At 38.2% G+C, this 16,528-nt stretch carries 19 protein-coding genes; 18 read left to right on the top strand and 1 reads right to left on the bottom strand.

The genetic code is table 11. The features are described 5' to 3' along the window. Positions 1-68 precede the first annotated feature (68 nt). A complete protein-coding gene (locus ABD682_RS04855) occupies positions 69-323 on the top strand; it encodes a DUF1660 family phage protein (protein ID WP_344739632.1) in 255 nt (84 codons plus the stop codon). Here ABD682_RS04855 and thiL read toward each other — a convergent pair. Continuing rightward, positions 313-1,359 carry a thiamine-phosphate kinase gene (gene thiL, locus ABD682_RS04850; RefSeq protein WP_344739630.1) on the bottom strand — a complete coding sequence of 349 codons (1,047 nt, stop codon included), beginning with the start codon at positions 1,357-1,359 and terminating at the stop codon, positions 313-315. The two genes, ABD682_RS04855 and thiL, sit on opposite strands and share 11 nt — an antisense overlap. A gap of 197 nt (positions 1,360-1,556) precedes the next feature. Between thiL and ABD682_RS04845 the strand changes: the two genes are divergently transcribed. The 17 genes from ABD682_RS04845 to ABD682_RS04765 all read left to right on the top strand — a co-directional run bounded on the left by ABD682_RS04845 (position 1,557) and on the right by ABD682_RS04765 (position 16,519). Continuing rightward, positions 1,557-2,810 (top strand): choice-of-anchor B family protein, encoded by a 1,254-nt coding sequence (locus ABD682_RS04845; RefSeq protein WP_344739628.1) that lies wholly within the window; start codon positions 1,557-1,559, stop codon positions 2,808-2,810. Between the two features lie 48 nt (positions 2,811-2,858). Then, complete coding sequence (locus ABD682_RS04840; protein WP_344739626.1) at positions 2,859-4,160, top strand: hypothetical protein; 1,302 nt, start codon at positions 2,859-2,861, stop codon at positions 4,158-4,160. Continuing rightward, positions 4,153-4,932, top strand: coding sequence for an MbnP family protein (locus ABD682_RS04835; protein ID WP_344739624.1), 780 nt, complete (start codon positions 4,153-4,155; stop codon positions 4,930-4,932). The genes ABD682_RS04840 and ABD682_RS04835 overlap by 8 nt, the downstream gene beginning before the upstream one ends. A gap of 1 nt (position 4,933) precedes the next feature. Continuing rightward, positions 4,934-5,998 (top strand): cytochrome-c peroxidase, encoded by a 1,065-nt coding sequence (locus ABD682_RS04830; RefSeq protein WP_344739622.1) that lies wholly within the window; start codon positions 4,934-4,936, stop codon positions 5,996-5,998. A 134-nt stretch (positions 5,999-6,132) separates the two neighbouring features. After that, entirely contained in the window at positions 6,133-6,315 is a 183-nt protein-coding gene (locus tag ABD682_RS04825) for a hypothetical protein (RefSeq protein ID WP_344739620.1), read from the top strand. A 155-nt stretch (positions 6,316-6,470) separates the two neighbouring features. Continuing rightward, complete coding sequence (locus ABD682_RS04820) at positions 6,471-6,800, top strand: HesB/IscA family protein (protein WP_344739618.1); 330 nt, start codon at positions 6,471-6,473, stop codon at positions 6,798-6,800. Between the two features lie 17 nt (positions 6,801-6,817). Further along, positions 6,818-8,266, top strand: coding sequence for a Fe-S cluster assembly protein SufB (gene sufB, locus ABD682_RS04815; RefSeq protein ID WP_344739616.1), 1,449 nt, complete (start codon positions 6,818-6,820; stop codon positions 8,264-8,266). A 249-nt stretch (positions 8,267-8,515) separates the two neighbouring features. Continuing rightward, entirely contained in the window at positions 8,516-9,268 is a 753-nt protein-coding gene (gene sufC / locus ABD682_RS04810) for a Fe-S cluster assembly ATPase SufC (RefSeq protein ID WP_344739614.1), read from the top strand. A 10-nt stretch (positions 9,269-9,278) separates the two neighbouring features. Beyond that, on the top strand, positions 9,279-10,592 hold the full coding sequence (gene sufD / locus ABD682_RS04805; protein WP_344740802.1) for a Fe-S cluster assembly protein SufD: 1,314 nt from the start codon (positions 9,279-9,281) through the stop codon (positions 10,590-10,592). A 95-nt stretch (positions 10,593-10,687) separates the two neighbouring features. Then, complete coding sequence (locus tag ABD682_RS04800; RefSeq protein WP_344739612.1) at positions 10,688-11,902, top strand: aminotransferase class V-fold PLP-dependent enzyme; 1,215 nt, start codon at positions 10,688-10,690, stop codon at positions 11,900-11,902. A gap of 182 nt (positions 11,903-12,084) precedes the next feature. Beyond that, positions 12,085-13,140: a zinc metalloprotease gene (locus ABD682_RS04795; protein ID WP_344739610.1), complete on the top strand. Its 1,056-nt coding sequence runs from the start codon at positions 12,085-12,087 to the stop codon at positions 13,138-13,140. An 82-nt stretch (positions 13,141-13,222) separates the two neighbouring features. Continuing rightward, positions 13,223-13,654, top strand: a complete 432-nt coding sequence (locus ABD682_RS04790; protein WP_344739608.1) for a hypothetical protein — start codon at positions 13,223-13,225, stop codon at positions 13,652-13,654. Positions 13,655-13,694: 40 nt separating this feature from the next. Beyond that, the gene (locus tag ABD682_RS04785) at positions 13,695-14,120 is read left to right on the top strand and encodes a SufE family protein (protein ID WP_344739606.1); all 426 of its coding nucleotides are present in this window, start codon (positions 13,695-13,697) and stop codon (positions 14,118-14,120) included. A gap of 26 nt (positions 14,121-14,146) precedes the next feature. Continuing rightward, positions 14,147-14,470, top strand: a complete 324-nt coding sequence (locus tag ABD682_RS04780; RefSeq protein ID WP_344739604.1) for a DUF59 domain-containing protein — start codon at positions 14,147-14,149, stop codon at positions 14,468-14,470. Between the two features lie 40 nt (positions 14,471-14,510). Beyond that, entirely contained in the window at positions 14,511-15,020 is a 510-nt protein-coding gene (locus ABD682_RS04775) for a DUF2480 family protein (RefSeq protein WP_344739601.1), read from the top strand. A 16-nt stretch (positions 15,021-15,036) separates the two neighbouring features. Continuing rightward, entirely contained in the window at positions 15,037-15,975 is a 939-nt protein-coding gene (locus ABD682_RS04770; RefSeq protein WP_344739599.1) for a DUF3078 domain-containing protein, read from the top strand. 178 nt (positions 15,976-16,153) lie between these two features. After that, positions 16,154-16,519, top strand: a complete 366-nt coding sequence (locus ABD682_RS04765; protein WP_344739597.1) for a response regulator transcription factor — start codon at positions 16,154-16,156, stop codon at positions 16,517-16,519. The last annotated feature ends 9 nt before the right edge of the window (positions 16,520-16,528 follow it).

Genomic DNA, 16,528 nt, shown 5'->3' with positions numbered 1-16,528 from the left:
GTATTTAAATGTTTTTCATACATTTAACTTCCTCTCCTAAAAGTTGAATTAATAAACATATTAAGTACATGGGAAACCTTAATTGCAAGATGTTCGGACATCAATTGGAAGTCACTCGAGAAGTTACTTATCACGTCAAAGAATATACTTGTAAACGCTGCAGAAAACAATATACTACCAATAGTAATGGCAACCTCGTAGAACTCAGTCAAAAGTTCAAAGAAATCAATGACGTTTTAGAACGTATTCATCAGAATAGGGCTGCCAATCGCATTAGGGTTAAAGCCAAAGCACCGGAAAACCTTCTGGTTTTTAGCCATTAAAATTTTTCCAACCTTGTGCTTTGATAGGTATTTTTGTCTCTGCCCGAGTAATGAGGTGTAACCCTTCTTTTTCCTCTTCCATATAACCTATCACAGTTAGGTTCGGATTTCCTTTAATTTTAGGAAAATCATCCTGAGAAATGGTGAAGAGCAATTCGTAATCTTCTCCGCCGTTAAGAGCCACAGTGGTGCTGTCCACATCAAATTCTTCACAAGTAGAAATAAGCGCCGGATCAATAGGAATCTTATTTTCGTAAAGCACACAACCTACTTTACTCTGTGAACTCAAATGTATGATCTCAGAAGATAAGCCATCACTAATATCGATCATGGATGTGGGTTTTACTTCGAGCTTTTCTAAAAGTTCAACAATATCTTTTCGCGCTTCAGGTTTAAGTTGACGTTCGATCAAATAAGTATACGGACTTAGATCCGGTTGGTTCTGCGGATTCACCTTAAAAACTTCCTTTTCTCGCTCCAGGACTTGTAAACCCATATAGGCGCCTCCGAGATCGCCGGAAACAACCAGAAGATCTTTTGGTTTCGCTTGATTGCGATACACAACCTTTTCAGCATCAACTTCACCAATAGCCGTAATAGAGATCAATAATCCTTTGGTAGACGAGGTTGTATCTCCTCCAACAACATCAACATTGTAAGCCTTAGCAGCTGTTTCTATTCCCGCGTATAATTCTTCTAACGCTTCCACAGGAAAACGGTTGGACACAGCGATAGACACCGTAATTTGGGTGGCTTTGGCATTCATGGCACATACATCTGATATATTTACTACCACCGCTTTATAACCTAAATGTTTCAGTGGCACGTAGCTAAGATCAAAATGAACACCCTCAACCATCATATCAGTTGTGACTACAACTTGTTTGTTTTTAAAATCCAAAACAGCGGCATCATCACCTATACCTTTTACGGTTGTTTGTTGGTTTAATTTCAAATTTTTGGTGAGATGATCTATAAGTCCAAATTCACCATATTCGCTTAGAGGCGTGCGTTGTTGATTTTTATCTTCTATCATGCTGCAAAAATAATAAGCTTATTTGGTTTAAAAGTCCTCTTTCTGTATAAAATATATGAAACTATATATTGAAAAACTATTGATAACCGTCGCCATAGCCTGTTCTATATCAAGGTTATTAGTGTTTCATACTAATTCTTTTAAAAATTCGTTTTAAATTACCTCCCGATACAAAACATATTTTAGAACATCTCGCTATGCTGAATCTTAGAAATATCAAATCTGCTCTTTCAAAAGTTTTTGATAGGTCATTGATTATCCTCCTCGTAATTTTAAACGCTTGTTCCAATGAACCTGTAGTACCGGTTCAACCTGTAGTGGATTTACCTGGAACGCCCTGCGAAAATGGATTTGCAGGTATCTATCCATGTAACGGTTACGACCTAATGGCGCAAGTACCGTTGAGCGACCTAAATGCCACTTCAGGAAATGATTGCTGGGGCTGGACAGATCCTTCAACAGGTAAAGAATACGCACTTATGGGAACAGATGCAAATACCTCTTTTGTAGATATCTCTACGCCAGATCAACCGGTGGTCATCGGGATGCTACCCACAGCAACAGTGAGCAGCTCCTGGCGTGATATTAAGGTGTATAATAATTATGCTTTTATAGTAAGTGAAGCCAGTTCTCATGGCATGCAGGTATTTGACCTTACCCGTCTTCGAAATGTAACGAATCCTCCGAAAACCTTTTCGTCTGATGTTCATTTTACAGGTTTTGGAAGTGCTCATAATATAGTAATCAATGAAGCCTCAGGTTATGCCTATCCCGTAGGTCAAAATCGAAGCAGCACCTATGCCGGAGGCCCTTTATTTATAAATATTCAGGATCCACTGAACCCGCAAGTGGAAGGTGGCTTTGCAGATGCTGGTTATTCTCATGACGGTGAAGTAGTTACTTATAACGGACCGGATAACGATTATACCGGACAGGAAATATTTGTGGGTAGCAACGAAAATGAAGTGGTTGTTGTAAACGTAACCGATAAACAAAACCCAACCATAATCTCAAGAATTACCTATGATAATGTACGCTACACGCACCAAGGTTGGTTTACAAAAGATATGCGTTATTTTATTGTAGGAGACGAACTGGATGAACTGCGATTAGGAAACAACACCAAGACCATAGTTTTGGATTTTACCGATCTAGATAACCCAACCCTTCATTTCAATTATTTTGGAAATCTTCCGGCCATCGATCACAACGGTTATGTAAAAGATGATATGTTTTATCTGGCAAATTATCGTGCCGGAGTGCGCATGATCGACATTTCACAGATCGCCAATAAAACCTTTACAGAAGTTGGTTTTTTTGATACTTATCCTGCAAATGACAGTGCCGAGTTTAACGGCGTTTGGAATGTATATCCGTTTTTTCCCAGCGGAAATATTATCTTGAGTGATATTGAAAAAGGCTTGTTCATTATCCGAAAAAGCGCAAATTAGAAATCGAGGTTATAACTTATGGTTTTCCTGAACAGAAATCTCCTTTTTTTGCTTGGCATTTGGTTTTTGATGCAGTCTTGCAGCAAGGAAAACTCAAGCAATCCCCCGGAAAATAATACCATTACTAAAACCTTTGGAGGTAGTGGTAATGAAAATGCCCGATCTATTACCCCAACATCAGATGGCGGTTACGCTATTTTAGGTTCTGTTCAAAGTAATGATGGTGATGTTCTTGGCAAAACAGACACTTCATTTGATTATTGGTTACTAAAATTCGATGCTGAAAACCAACTACAATGGCAAAAAACCTATGGTGGAAGTCTGGATGATCGCGGGCAAAGTATTATTCAAACCACAGATGGCGGATTTGCACTTTTGGGTTACAGCAAAAGCTCAGACGGTGATGTTAGTGCAAATAATGGCTATGATGATTTTTGGTTAGTAAAAACTGATGCTTCCGGCACGATCGTCTGGGAAAAGTCTTTTGGCTACTCAGGTACTGATACGGGTTATTCAATGATCCAAACCTCAGATGGTGGTTACCTCTTGATTGGGGTTTTGGATGTTTCGGCCTCCGGCGGACTCGGGAATAATAAAATGGCCACAGCGAAAAATCATGCGGGTGGTGATTATTGGCTTATTAAACTAAGCGTTTCAGGAGAAATTCAATGGAGTCATTATTATGGCGGAACATATACAGACACCCCCTATAGTGTTTTAGAAACCATGGATGGAGATTTTATTGTGGTTGGCTCCTCCGATAGCGATGATGTCGATATTACCAATAACAAAGGTACTTATGACTTTTGGGTGATCAAGGTATCTGCAACGGGTTCCTTAATTTGGGAAAAGAATTTTGGTGGCAGTAATACCGATGAAGCAAGAGCTATAGCCGCATCCAACGATGGCAATTTCATTATTGTGGGCGATACCCGAAGTAACGACCTCGATGTTTCAAACAATCATGGTGCCGCCGATATCTGGGCCATAAAAATAAATACATCAGGAGATCTATTATGGCAAAGAACCTTTGGCGGTAGTAGTTTTGATGCGGGCAGATCTATCAGGAAAACACCGGATAACAACTTTATTATTGCCGGAAATTCCCGAAGTGCCGACGGAAACTTAAATGTGAATTTTGGACAAAATGATGTTTGGATGTTAAAAATCGATACCAACGGAAAACTATTATCTCAAAATACCTGGGGAGGCTCTGATGTTGATCTCGCTTTTGATGCGGTACAATGGGTTAATAATAAGATTATAACAGTTGGAGAATCATCAAGTAGTGATGGTGATATTCCGGAAAACAAAGGATTTTCAGATCTTTTAATTATCGAAAATGAATAAGGAGAGTTTTAATAAAGTCATTGTTATCCTATATATTTCCATGTTTTGGTCCTGTAGTTCAAATTCAGACCTACAAGCAAAGGAGGTTCAGGTAAGCTTTAATTTTAGTTCGAGTTGGCGTGGTGTTCCTGTAACAAATGCCGACTTTAACGATTTAAAATACACCAATACCTACGGTACATCTTTAAGTTTAAGTAAACTGCGATATTTAATTTCTAATATTCGTTTTACAAATACAAATGGAGACATTATTCATTTGCCTGGTTACCAGTTAATCGATATTACTGAAAACAAAAACCTAAGTTTAACCCCTGAACAAAGCCTTCCAACCGGAAAATATACTCAAGTAAGTTTTACTTTTGGTTTTACAAATGGCGACAATTATAATAAGAGCTATCCTGATCTGAATGCGGCGTCGTGGAATGTCCCGGAAATGCTAGGTGGAGGTTACCACTTTATGCAAATGGAAGGAAAATTTTTGGATGACACCAATACTGAAATCAGTTATGCCATGCACATGATAAGAGCAGTAGATAATAACCTTACCCCGATGCGGTTTGAGGACACATTCTTTACCGTAAATTTAGGACCAATGACAATCTCTGACAATACCACAATATATATGGATATGAATATAGCTGCTTGGTTCGACTCACCAAACACTTGGAATTTAAACGACCTTAACAACATGATGATGCCCAATTTTAATGCGCAACTGATGCTCTTTGAAAACGGTCAGAATGTATTTCATTTAAATCACATAACCCCTTAATTTGAAGCGGTCTAATACACATATTATTCTTTATTTATTTCTTAGTTTTTTTTCTTGCGGAAATGAACCGGTTACCGGATATGAACCAACACCAGAACCATTAAAAATACCGCCTCTTTTTGAATCATATATTTTAGCTCCGGTACTTCCTATTGATAACCCACAAACCATAGAAGGTGTAGCTTTGGGAAAACAATTATTTTTTGACCCCATATTATCTGGAGACAACACACAAGCCTGTGCTGATTGCCATGCCCCACAAAATGCATTTACCGATATCAACCGTTTTAGCACAGGTATTACGGGCACTTTAGGAAAACGTAATGCCATGCCTCTATTCAACTTGGCCTGGAATTACGACGAAAAATTCTTTTGGGATGGTAGAAGTTTTAGTTTGGAACATCAGGTATTTAGACCTGTTGCTGATCCTACAGAAATGGCAAGTATTTGGAAAGATCTGGTTGTAGAATTACAAAATCATCCGGAGTATCCGCAAAAGTTCAAAGATGCCTTTGGCACATCAAAAATAGACTCAACTTTGGTAACTAAAGCAATTGCCCAATTTGAACGTACTTTAATTTCGGCCAATTCAAAATTTGATAAATATTTGTTGGGCCAGGTAGAACTCACTCCAAATGAATTAAACGGTTTTAATGTGTTTATGGACGGGGAAAAAGGCGACTGCTTCCATTGTCATGGTAGCGATAAAAATCCGTTGTGGACAGATAACCTTTTTCATAATAATGGTCTTGATTCAAGCTTTTCAGATTTGGGATTAGGGGTCATTACCGGTGATCCGGCAGATAATGGCAAGTTCAAAACACCATCGTTAAGAAATCTAGCATACACAGCTCCATATATGCATGACGGCAGATTTGCAACCTTAGAGGAAGTTATTAATCATTATAGTGAAGGCTTAAAAAACTCCTCAACCATAGATCCTTTAATGAAATTTGTAAATCAAGGAGGCGTACAATTATCACAACAAGAAAAAGCAGACCTCAAAGCTTTTTTGCTTACCCTCTCCGACCCGGAGTTTATCAGCAATCCAAATTTTAAACCATAGAAAATTCACCCTTGAAATACCAAAAACATCGATGAAACGCATGTTTTCGATGTATTTCATCGAAAATTAAACACCTGAAAAGCTCGAAACTAAATTTGTTTTCTATTTTAACAGTCCCCTAAATCTGATTAACCATGAAGGCAAATAACACAACCAATCCGTTTTGCATGATTTTTGGCCATAATTATTTTGTTGAAGACAAACAAGGTGATGCCTCAAAACTTCGCTGCAAATGCTGCAAAAATGAATTCTCTCTCGATTCTAATGGCAACCTGTTTGATAATGCAAAAAATCAATTGGATCCTTTGTTTTCTTAATCATTCTTCCAAAAATTATTGTCTTATAAAATTTCGCTATTTAGGCTATAGTAAAAATTGATAAAACTATATGCTAATATAATGTTAGGTTTCGCTGTATTCCGTGACTTATGTTGTATATTTGTGCACTATTTAGAAGAAATCTAATTAAGACTATGATAAAAGTTTCTGAAACAGCTAAAAAGAAAGTCATTGAACTGATGAACGATGACGGCTATAACCCAAGCACTGACTACATTCGAGTGGGTGTAAAAAGTGGGGGTTGTTCGGGATTGTCATACGATTTAAAGTTTGATAAAAATGCCGCTGAGGACGATAAGGTTTTTGAAGACAATGGTGTTAAGATCATTGTAGACAAAAAGAGTTTTCTATACCTCATCGGGACCACATTAGAATACTCAGGAGGGTTGAACGGCACCGGGTTCGTTTTCAATAACCCTAACGCCAACCGTACCTGTGGTTGTGGCGAATCATTTTCATTATAAAAAATCCAGAAAGCATTATGTCGAAGTACACCGAAGATGATTTAAGGGAAGAACTTAAAACCAAAGAATACGAATACGGTTTTTATACGGATATTCAATCTGATACATTTCCAAAAGGTTTGAATGAAGACGTTGTTCGTGCACTTTCCAAAAAAAAGGAAGAGCCTGAATGGATGACTGAATGGCGCCTTGAAGCGTTTCGTGCCTGGGAAAAAATGATAGAACCGGAATGGGCCAATGTCCACTACAAAAAACCGGATTTTCAGGATATTTCTTATTATTCGGCACCAAACAAAAAACCGAAATACGAAAGTCTTGATGAAGTAGATCCTGAACTCTTAGAAACCTTTGCTAAACTTGGTATTTCCCTTGATGAACAAAAAAAATTAGCAGGTGTAGCTATGGATGTAGTAGTTGATTCTGTGTCTGTAGCCACAACCTTTAAAAAAACATTGGCCGAAAAAGGCATCATTTTTATGAGTATTTCGGAAGCTATCCAAAAGTATCCGGACCTTGTAAAAAAATATCTTGGAACTGTTGTTCCGAAAAAAGATAATTTTTACGCTGCTCTAAATTCTGCAGTTTTTAGTGACGGATCGTTCTGTTACATTCCAAAAGGTGTAAGATGCCCTATGGAACTTTCCACTTATTTCCGTATCAATCAGGCAGGAACAGGTCAATTTGAACGCACACTTGTAGTTGCTGACGAAGGGAGTTATGTAAGTTATCTGGAAGGTTGTACCGCACCAAGTCGTGATGAAAATCAATTGCATGCCGCCGTAGTAGAATTGATCGCTTTGGATAATGCAGAAATAAAATACTCCACAGTACAAAACTGGTTCCCCGGAGATTCCAAGGGAAAAGGTGGTGTTTATAATTTTGTAACCAAACGAGGACTTTGCGAAAAGAATGCGAAAATTTCCTGGACCCAAGTGGAGACCGGTTCAGCCGTAACCTGGAAATATCCAAGTTGCGTGCTTAAAGGCGATAATTCCGTAGGTGAGTTCTACTCCATTGCGGTAACCAATAATTACCAGCAAGCAGATACCGGAACCAAAATGATTCATCTTGGGAAAAACACAAAATCGACCATTATTTCAAAAGGTATTTCCGCAGGAAAATCACAAAACAGTTACCGCGGATTGGTTCAGGTAAGTCCACGTGCAGACAATGCTCGTAACTTTTCACAATGCGATAGCTTATTGATGGGAAATGAATGTGGCGCACACACTTTCCCTTACATCGAAGCAAAAAATAAAACCGCTAAAATAGAACACGAGGCTACCACCAGTAAGATTGGTGAAGACCAGATCTTCTATTGCAACCAACGTGGTATTGATACTGAAAAAGCCATCGCTTTAATTGTGAATGGTTTCAGTAAAGAAGTACTTAATAAACTACCCATGGAATTTGCTGTGGAAGCACAGAAATTGCTGGAGATCAGTTTAGAAGGTAGCGTTGGATAAAAGAGATATGAGAAAAGAGACAAGAGACAAGAGACAAGAGACAAGAGACAAGAGACAAGAGACAAGTAATATCATAAATGCAAAAACTGAAACCTCTCTACTCTCTATTCTGAAAAAAAAGAAAAGAGAAAATAGATATTAGAAAAGAGACAGGGAATATTAGAAAAACAAAAATTGAAACCTCTATATTCTCTATTCTAACTTCTCTATTCTGAAAAAAAATAAAGTAAAAAACAGAGATAAACCACAATGTTAAAGATACATAATTTACACGCCGGAGTTGACGACAAAAGCATCCTTAAAGGCATTGATCTGGAGATCAAGCCCGGAGAAATACATGCTATTATGGGCCCTAACGGGTCTGGTAAAAGTACCCTAGCTTCTGTTATTGCAGGAAAAGAAGAATACGAAGTTACCAAAGGTGAGATCCTTTTTGAAGGTGATGACATTGGTGAACTTTCTCCTGATGAGCGCGCTCACAAAGGGGTATTTTTATCCTTCCAATATCCTGTAGAAATTCCGGGAGTTAGCGTAACCAATTTTATAAAAACAGCAATAAACGAAACGCGTAAAGCTCAAGGCTTAAGCGAGATGCCAGCCAAAGATATGCTAAAGCTTCTTCGTGAAAAAGCCGAGCTTTTAGATATCGACCGCAAATTCTTATCACGTTCTTTGAATGAAGGATTTTCTGGTGGTGAGAAAAAACGAAACGAGATTTTCCAAATGGCTATGCTAGATCCTAAATTAGCTATTCTGGATGAAACTGATTCCGGTTTGGATATCGACGCCTTGCGTATTGTAGCAAACGGAGTAAACAAACTAAAAACGGATGATAATGCCGTTTTGGTAATTACACATTACCAACGTTTGCTAGACTACATTGTTCCGGACTTTGTACACGTTTTAGTGAATGGTAAAATCGTGAAATCAGGAACCAAAGAACTGGCTCACGAGTTAGAAGAAAAAGGTTACGATTGGATTAAAGAAGAGGTGAATGCTTAATATTGAGCAAATGGATTTGAAAGATAAATTAATAACATCATTTATGGCTCTTGAAGACCGCGTAGATGTAGAAAACTATGTTCACGATGTGCGTTCCGAAGCCATAAAAATATTTGAAGACAAAGGCTTCCCCACAAAAAAGGAAGAGGCCTGGAAATACACTTCTTTAAAATCTATTTTAAAAGAAGATTACAGTGTATTCCCAAAGGCTGAAAATGCGCTGGAATACAACGATGTTAAAAAATATTTTATCCACGATATAGACAGTTATAAGATTGTATTTATCGATGGGAAATATTCCTCGCACCTGTCTCAAACAACACACGATGGTATGGATATCTGTTTGATGTCTGCAGCCATTGCCAAACCAAAATACCGTTTGGTAATCGAGAATTATTTCAATAAAATAGCGTCAAAAGATAGTTTATCCTCGTTAAATACAGCTTTTTCTCAAGAAGGAGCTTTCATTCATATTCCAAAAAATAAACTGGTAGAAAAGCCTATTCAGATCTTACATTTCTCTACAGGAAATGAATCTGCAATAATGCTGCAACCACGTAATTTGATCGTGGTTGATGAGAACTCCCATGTTCAGATCATCGAGCGCCATCAAAGTTTAAATAACAATCCCGTATTAACAAACAGCGTTACCGAGATTTTTGCCAATAAACGCGCTATTGTAGATTACTACAAGATCCAGAACGATACCCAAAATGCATCGCTTATTGATAATACCTTTATCAAACAAAAGCAGGAAAGTGTCGCTTCGGTACATACTTTTTCCTTTGGAGGCAAGCTTACCAGAAATAATCTGAACTTTTACCAGCAAGGCGAACGCATTGATTCTACCCTAAAAGGTGTCACTATTATTGGCGATAAACAACATGTAGATCACAATACCATGGTACACCACACCGAACCAAATTGTGAAAGCCATCAGGATTATAAAGGTATTTTTGGCGATAGCGCTACCGGTGTATTCAACGGTCAGGTACTTGTGGAAAAAGAAGCCCAAAAAACCAATGCCTTTCAGGCCAACAACAATATTTTATTAAGCGATAAAGCTACGATAAACACAAAACCGCAGCTCGAAATTTTTGCCGACGATGTAAAATGTTCACACGGTTGTACCATCGGGCAGCTCGATGAAAGCGCCATGTTCTACATGCAAAGTCGCGGTATTCCGCACAAGGAAGCCCGCGCCCTGCTCATGTATGCCTTCAGCAACAATGTGTTAAGCTCGGTAAAAATTCCTGAGATCAAACAGCGTATCAATAAACTTATCGCAAACAAATTAGGCGTGCGTATCGGATTCGATCTGTAGTCTAATACGAAGCTATTTCCCGCTATCCGCTGTATCTTTTTTGGGAGAAAAACCCAAAAAAGGATGCCGCTGCTATCGGGGCTAAACCAAAACCTATGTTCAACGTTAATAGCATACGACAAGACTTCCCCATACTTTCCAGAAAAGTGCATGGGAAACCACTCGTGTATTTTGACAACGCGGCAACCTCACAAACACCAAAACAAGTTATTGATGTTATTGTAGAGTATTACAGTAAACACAATGCTAATATTCACCGTGGTGTACATGCTTTGAGTCAGGAGGCTACCGATCTTTACGAACAGGCAAGAAAAAAAATTCAGACGCATTTTAATGCCGCGAAATCGCACGAAATTATTTTCACTTCCGGAACAACGCATAGTATAAATTTAGTTGCCAACGGGTTTAGCAATTTTTTAGGAAAAAACGATGAGATCATTGTTTCTGCGTTAGAACATCACAGTAATATTGTGCCCTGGCAAATGCTCTGCGAACGCACCGGAGCAAAACTAAAAGTGATCCCAATGAATAACGAGGGCGAACTCGTTATCTCAGAGTTCGATACTTTGTTATCCAAGAACACCAAATTGGTTTTTGTAAATCATGTGTCCAATGCGCTAGGCACAGTAAATCCTATCGAATATATTATAGGAAAAGCCCATGAAGTTGGTGCAGCCATACTTATTGATGGCGCGCAATCGAGTCCGCATATCAAACCTGATGTTCAGGCTTTAGATGTCGATTTTTACGTAGCCTCTGCACACAAGCTATGTGGACCCACCGGCGTTGGTATGCTTTACGGAAAAGAAGAGTGGTTAAAAAAATTACCTCCATACCAGGGAGGTGGTGAAATGATCGCCGAGGTAACTTTTGAAAAAACAACCTATGCTGATCTACCTCATAAATTTGAGGCTGGTACACCAAATATCTGTGGCGGTATTGCCTTTGGTGCAGCTCTCGATTACATGAATAATATAGGATTTGAAGCCATCGCTGCCTACGAACAGGAATTATTGGATTATGCCACCAAAGAACTGCTCATGATCGATGGTTTAAAGATCTACGGTACCTCCGAACATAAAACGGCCGTGATCTCCTTCAACCTTGAAGGCATTCATCCGTATGATGTTGGAACCATCCTGGACCAACAAGGTATCGCTGTGCGTACGGGACATCATTGTGCGCAACCCATTATGGATTACTACAACATTCCGGGAACCGTTCGGGCGTCCTTTTCATTCTATAATACAAAAGAGGAAATTGATGCTTTAGTTTCAGGTGTGAAGAAAGCTCAAAGAATGCTTTCATGATCGTACACGCCCGTACTAGAATTCTGATAAAATAATAAATCTTAAATAAAAATTCAATTTTCTTTAATACTTTTTTCATTTTTGTTAAAATCCCTTTCATTTGAACGAAAATTTGGCGAATCCTTTGAAAACTTTTCAATACTTTCTATCTTCATCCTCGACTAATTCAAATTAACAAATAAATGAGAAAATTATTTTTAGGTATGGCTTCACTAGCCCTACTATTTTCGTCTTGCGACAACGAAAAATCAACCATTACGCCAAGTCAGGAAATTGACATGAGCAATTTCAGTGTTTACACTCCCGATGCTGAATTAACTGCCAAACCTACCGATGGTAAAAGCAACACCAAAACCTGTTATTCCATGAATGTCCTAAACCGACAACTCCAGGAAAACCCGGGCTTAGAACAAAAAATGTACGCTATCGAATACCAAACCAGAAAATACATTGCTGGTAAAGGAAAACCATCCGGTGGCGGTGGCGGTGGCGGAAACACCGATCCTGATGTAGATGTACTTCCTATTGCTGACAATTTAGGAACTATAAACATTCCAGTTAACATTATTATTGTATACCCTGATGCATCAACTGTTACCCAATCTCAGATTGATACTCAAATGGCAACACTTAACGATGACTTTGTGAATCCGCATACAGATCAACTTCCTAGCGGAACTACCTTTGCTAACGATGCCACGAATGCTGGATTTAGTTTCACAGTAGCCGGTGTTTACAGATACAACGACCCTACGTCTTCGTGGGGAACTAACGATGCTGTAAAAGCTGCTTATCCTCCTATTTCGCCAGAAACCCATTTAAATATCTGGGTTTGTAATATTGGTGGTGGTATCTTAGGATACGCCCAATTCCCGGGTGGTGCACCTGAAACCGATGGTGTTGTAATTGGTGGACCTTATTTTGGTACTACTAGTGGTGTATACGGTTTAGGTAGAACAGCTACCCACGAAATCGGACATTACCTGAACTTACGTCACATCTGGGGCGATGGTCCTTGCCGATTTGATGATTATGTAGTAGACACTCCTGATGCAAGTGCTTCAAACGGAGGTTGCCCTACGTTCCCATCTGTTAGCTGTAAATCTGCTGATATGACCATGAACTACATGGATTACACGTATGATGCTTGTATGTATATGTTCACCGACGGACAAAGAAACAGAATGCGCGCTATCTTCCAACCGGGAGGTGCCAGAGCTGCATTAGTTGGAAACTAAAAAACGTTTCCTTTATAAAATTGAAAAAGACGCCAAAATTGGCGTCTTTTTTGTATTATTAAGTGAATAAATAAAAATTAAAATGAAATATCTTTTCATCTTATTATCATTCTTTTTAACTGAAAACGGATGTTGTAACAAAAACAACATCGATCAGGAAGCACTGAGTTTTGAATACAATGCTACCTCCCGGGGATTGTTTCAACAAATTACTATAGACAAAAATAAGATCAAGACCATTTCCGCCAGAGGCGAAAAACCTATTGAAAAAGCATGTCCCGATGATCTCTGGGCATCCCTTGTAAATAATTTAGATAGCCTGGATCTTAAAACTATTGAAAATTTAAAAGCACCATCAGACAAACGACTTTTTGATGGCGCGGCACATGCCTCTCTTAGTATCAATTATAAAGACAAAACTTATAAAAGTCCCTCTTTCGATCATGGCAATCCGCCTAAGGCTATCGCGTCATTGGTAAAAGTAATACGATCTGCAGCAGAAAATATTGAATAGGTAATTTTGATATCGTATTTTTGTGTAAAATTTTGTGATTGTGACTATTGAAGAAATACAAAACGAGATCATTGACGAATTTTCAATGTTTGAAGATTGGGAGGAACGTTATCAATATATGATAGATTTGGGGAAAGATTTACCCCTTATTGACGACCAATACAAAACTGAAGATCATATTATAAAAGGATGCCAAAGTAAAGTTTGGGTACATGCGGAATTAAAGGATGATAAAGTGCATTTTACCGCGGATAGTGATGCCATCATTACCAAAGGTATTATCGCGATCTTGATTCGTGCATTCTCAGACCAAAAACCTGAAGATATCATCAATGCTAATACCGATTTTATTGACGACATTGGACTAAAAGACCACCTTTCGCCAACAAGAGCTAATGGTTTGGTAAGTATGATCAAACAATTAAAAATGTATGCCATTGCATACAACGCGCAATTGAACGCCTGATCGAAAAACACAAAAAAGAAAATACTATGAACGATACTATAGATACTGCCGAGCTTGGAGAAAAAATTGTAAATGTTTTGAAAACCATTTACGATCCTGAAATTCCTGTGGATATTTACGAACTCGGACTCATTTACGACGTTTTGGTAAATGAAGAAAATGAGGTTAAGATTTTAATGACCTTAACGACACCAAACTGTCCGGTAGCGGAAACCTTGCCTTTGGAGGTTGAAGAAAAGGTGAAATCGCTGAATATGGTAAAGGATGCCGAGGTTGAAATTACTTTTGACCCACCCTGGACTCAAGACTTAATGAGTGAAGAAGCAAAACTGGAATTGGGTATTTTATAAATACTTCACTCTCTATCCTTACACCTAAAAAAATAATCACATGCCTGATGAGATTATAAATCGTGTTGCAAACAGTAAACTCATAACATTAAATCTTGAGGATTATTATCCTGTGGGTAAACGTGTTGTTTTCGATATTAAAGATTGGTTGTTTGAAGGTTTTGTGCTTCGCGAAAAAGACTTCAGACAGCAAGTTTCAGAACACGACTGGACTGCATACAAAGATGCTTTTGTTGCACTTACCTGTACCTCGGATGCTATTATTCCGGGTTGGGCCTACATGCTTATTAGTTTACAACTTGCAGATATCGCCAAAAAAGTAGTTATCGGAAATTTAGAAACACTTGAAACCTCAATATATCAGGACATTATCCAGGACATGGATGTTTCCGAATACAAAGATAAACCTGTTATTATCAAAGGTTGTTCAAAAAAACCCGTCCCTGAAAATGCCTACGTTATGCTGGCCAAAAAATTGAAACCGGTAGCAAGATCCATTATGTATGGGGAAGCCTGCTCATCGGTGCCTTTATTCAAAAGGAAATCTTAAAACCCACCATACACTTATGAAAAAAATTTTGCTATTAACATGGATCGTTTTGAATGCTGCGGCATTAACCGCCCAGACCAAAGAAGAATTACAAGCCCAAAAAGCTGAAAAACAAGCCGAAGTAAAAGCTGCACAAGGTGAACTTAACGCGATTCAGGCAAAACTGGATGCCCTACCCGGTTGGCGTTTAAAAGCCTTTGGGGTTATTGGCGGAAGTTTATCCGAATTTAATAACTGGTATGCTCAGGGAGCGCCAAACAACAGTTCAGGGAATATTGGTATTACCTTGAATGCTTACGCGAATTTGATTGAACCAAAATATTTTTGGCGAAATAATTTAAATACTAATTTGAAATGGGTGAAGTTGGATAATAAAGACATTGCTACTGACGATTCATCCTTCAATCCAACTACTGACGTTTTTAACATTTCATCACTTTACGGTAGAAATCTAACTAAAAGTTTCGCAATTTCCGGAATGATGGAATACCGAACCACATTGTTAAACAACTTTAACGATCCCGGTTATTTAGATGTTGGTGTGGGTGCTACCTGGACGCCTATTAACAATTTGGTGGTCACTGTAAATCCTTTGAACTACAATTTTGTATTCAGTAAAAATTCAACAGTATTTGAATCCTCCCTTGGTGCTAAGATCGTTGCCGATTATACCAGAGAGATCGGAGCCATCAATTTTAAAACTAATTTTTCAACCTTTCAAAGTTATAAATCGAGTGATCTTTCCAACTGGACTTGGACCAATGCGTTCAGCTACACACTCTGGAAAATGATCGGGGTTGGTTTCGATTTCGGTTTGAGAAGTAATAAACAAGAAGCACTCAATTACATTCAAAACTTACCAATTACTAGTGGAGGAGATCCTAATGCCACCTTCGACAGTATTGATAATGAATTACAAACCTATTATACCATTGGATTGAGCTATAAATTCTAATGACATCCAACATAATATAATTTTCTGAAAGTCGCCTTGAGCGACTTTTCTTATAAATAACATCATTTTATTACATTATTTTGTAAAAAAATGTATTTTATCCCTTTTTTTAGTATTTCGTCGAATTTTTTTATTACATTGCCGTGGTAAATTAGTGAATTGTTATACCAACCACCTTATGAGTAAGAAAAAAATCGTTTTAGCGGAAGACAACTCTACCTTATCCATGCTTCTCAAATTTAGATTGGAAAAAGAAGGCTATGAATTGTTTTCAAGCGTTGATGGAAAAGCCGCTCTCGAATCCATCGAAACGAACCAACCCGATTTAATTATTACAGATATTATGATGCCATTCATTAGCGGTCTGGAAGTAATTAGCCATGTTCGGCATAAATTAAATTCAAAAGTGCCTATTATTGTTTTCTCCTCTGCAGGTCAGGAAGAAATGGTTTTAAAGGCCTTCGATCTGGGTGCCAATGATTTTATGGGAAAACCATTTAGTCCTAATGAATTGTTGATCAGGGTTAGAAAACTAGTAACCTAAATTTATCGT

The organism is Gaetbulibacter aestuarii (assembly GCF_039537665.1).
GTDB classification, from domain to species: Bacteria; Bacteroidota; Bacteroidia; order Flavobacteriales; family Flavobacteriaceae; genus Gaetbulibacter_A; species Gaetbulibacter_A aestuarii.
Note: the sequence above shows the minus strand (reverse complement) of the source record. Positions and strands in the feature narration are given on the sequence as shown.

What these genes read in the sequence shown, in the direction of transcription:
- ABD682_RS04770 (WP_344739599.1), top strand. Translation starts at nt 15,037, where the DNA reads ATGAAAAAAATTTTGCTATTAACATGGATCGTTTTGAATGCTGCGGCA.
- ABD682_RS04825 (WP_344739620.1), top strand. Translation starts at nt 6,133, where the DNA reads ATGAAGGCAAATAACACAACCAATCCGTTTTGCATGATTTTTGGCCAT.
- ABD682_RS04795 (WP_344739610.1), top strand. Translation starts at nt 12,085, where the DNA reads ATGAGAAAATTATTTTTAGGTATGGCTTCACTAGCCCTACTATTTTCG.
- ABD682_RS04835 (WP_344739624.1), top strand. Translation starts at nt 4,153, where the DNA reads ATGAATAAGGAGAGTTTTAATAAAGTCATTGTTATCCTATATATTTCC.
- ABD682_RS04820 (WP_344739618.1), top strand. Translation starts at nt 6,471, where the DNA reads ATGATAAAAGTTTCTGAAACAGCTAAAAAGAAAGTCATTGAACTGATG.
- thiL (WP_344739630.1), bottom strand. Translation starts at nt 1,359, where the DNA reads ATGATAGAAGATAAAAATCAACAACGCACGCCTCTAAGCGAATATGGT.
- ABD682_RS04765 (WP_344739597.1), top strand. Translation starts at nt 16,154, where the DNA reads ATGAGTAAGAAAAAAATCGTTTTAGCGGAAGACAACTCTACCTTATCC.
- ABD682_RS04790 (WP_344739608.1), top strand. Translation starts at nt 13,223, where the DNA reads ATGAAATATCTTTTCATCTTATTATCATTCTTTTTAACTGAAAACGGA.
- ABD682_RS04845 (WP_344739628.1), top strand. Translation starts at nt 1,557, where the DNA reads ATGCTGAATCTTAGAAATATCAAATCTGCTCTTTCAAAAGTTTTTGAT.
- sufB (WP_344739616.1), top strand. Translation starts at nt 6,818, where the DNA reads ATGTCGAAGTACACCGAAGATGATTTAAGGGAAGAACTTAAAACCAAA.
- ABD682_RS04855 (WP_344739632.1), top strand. Translation starts at nt 69, where the DNA reads ATGGGAAACCTTAATTGCAAGATGTTCGGACATCAATTGGAAGTCACT.
- sufC (WP_344739614.1), top strand. Translation starts at nt 8,516, where the DNA reads ATGTTAAAGATACATAATTTACACGCCGGAGTTGACGACAAAAGCATC.
- ABD682_RS04800 (WP_344739612.1), top strand. Translation starts at nt 10,688, where the DNA reads ATGTTCAACGTTAATAGCATACGACAAGACTTCCCCATACTTTCCAGA.
- ABD682_RS04775 (WP_344739601.1), top strand. Translation starts at nt 14,511, where the DNA reads ATGCCTGATGAGATTATAAATCGTGTTGCAAACAGTAAACTCATAACA.
- sufD (WP_344740802.1), top strand. Translation starts at nt 9,279, where the DNA reads ATGGATTTGAAAGATAAATTAATAACATCATTTATGGCTCTTGAAGAC.
- ABD682_RS04780 (WP_344739604.1), top strand. Translation starts at nt 14,147, where the DNA reads ATGAACGATACTATAGATACTGCCGAGCTTGGAGAAAAAATTGTAAAT.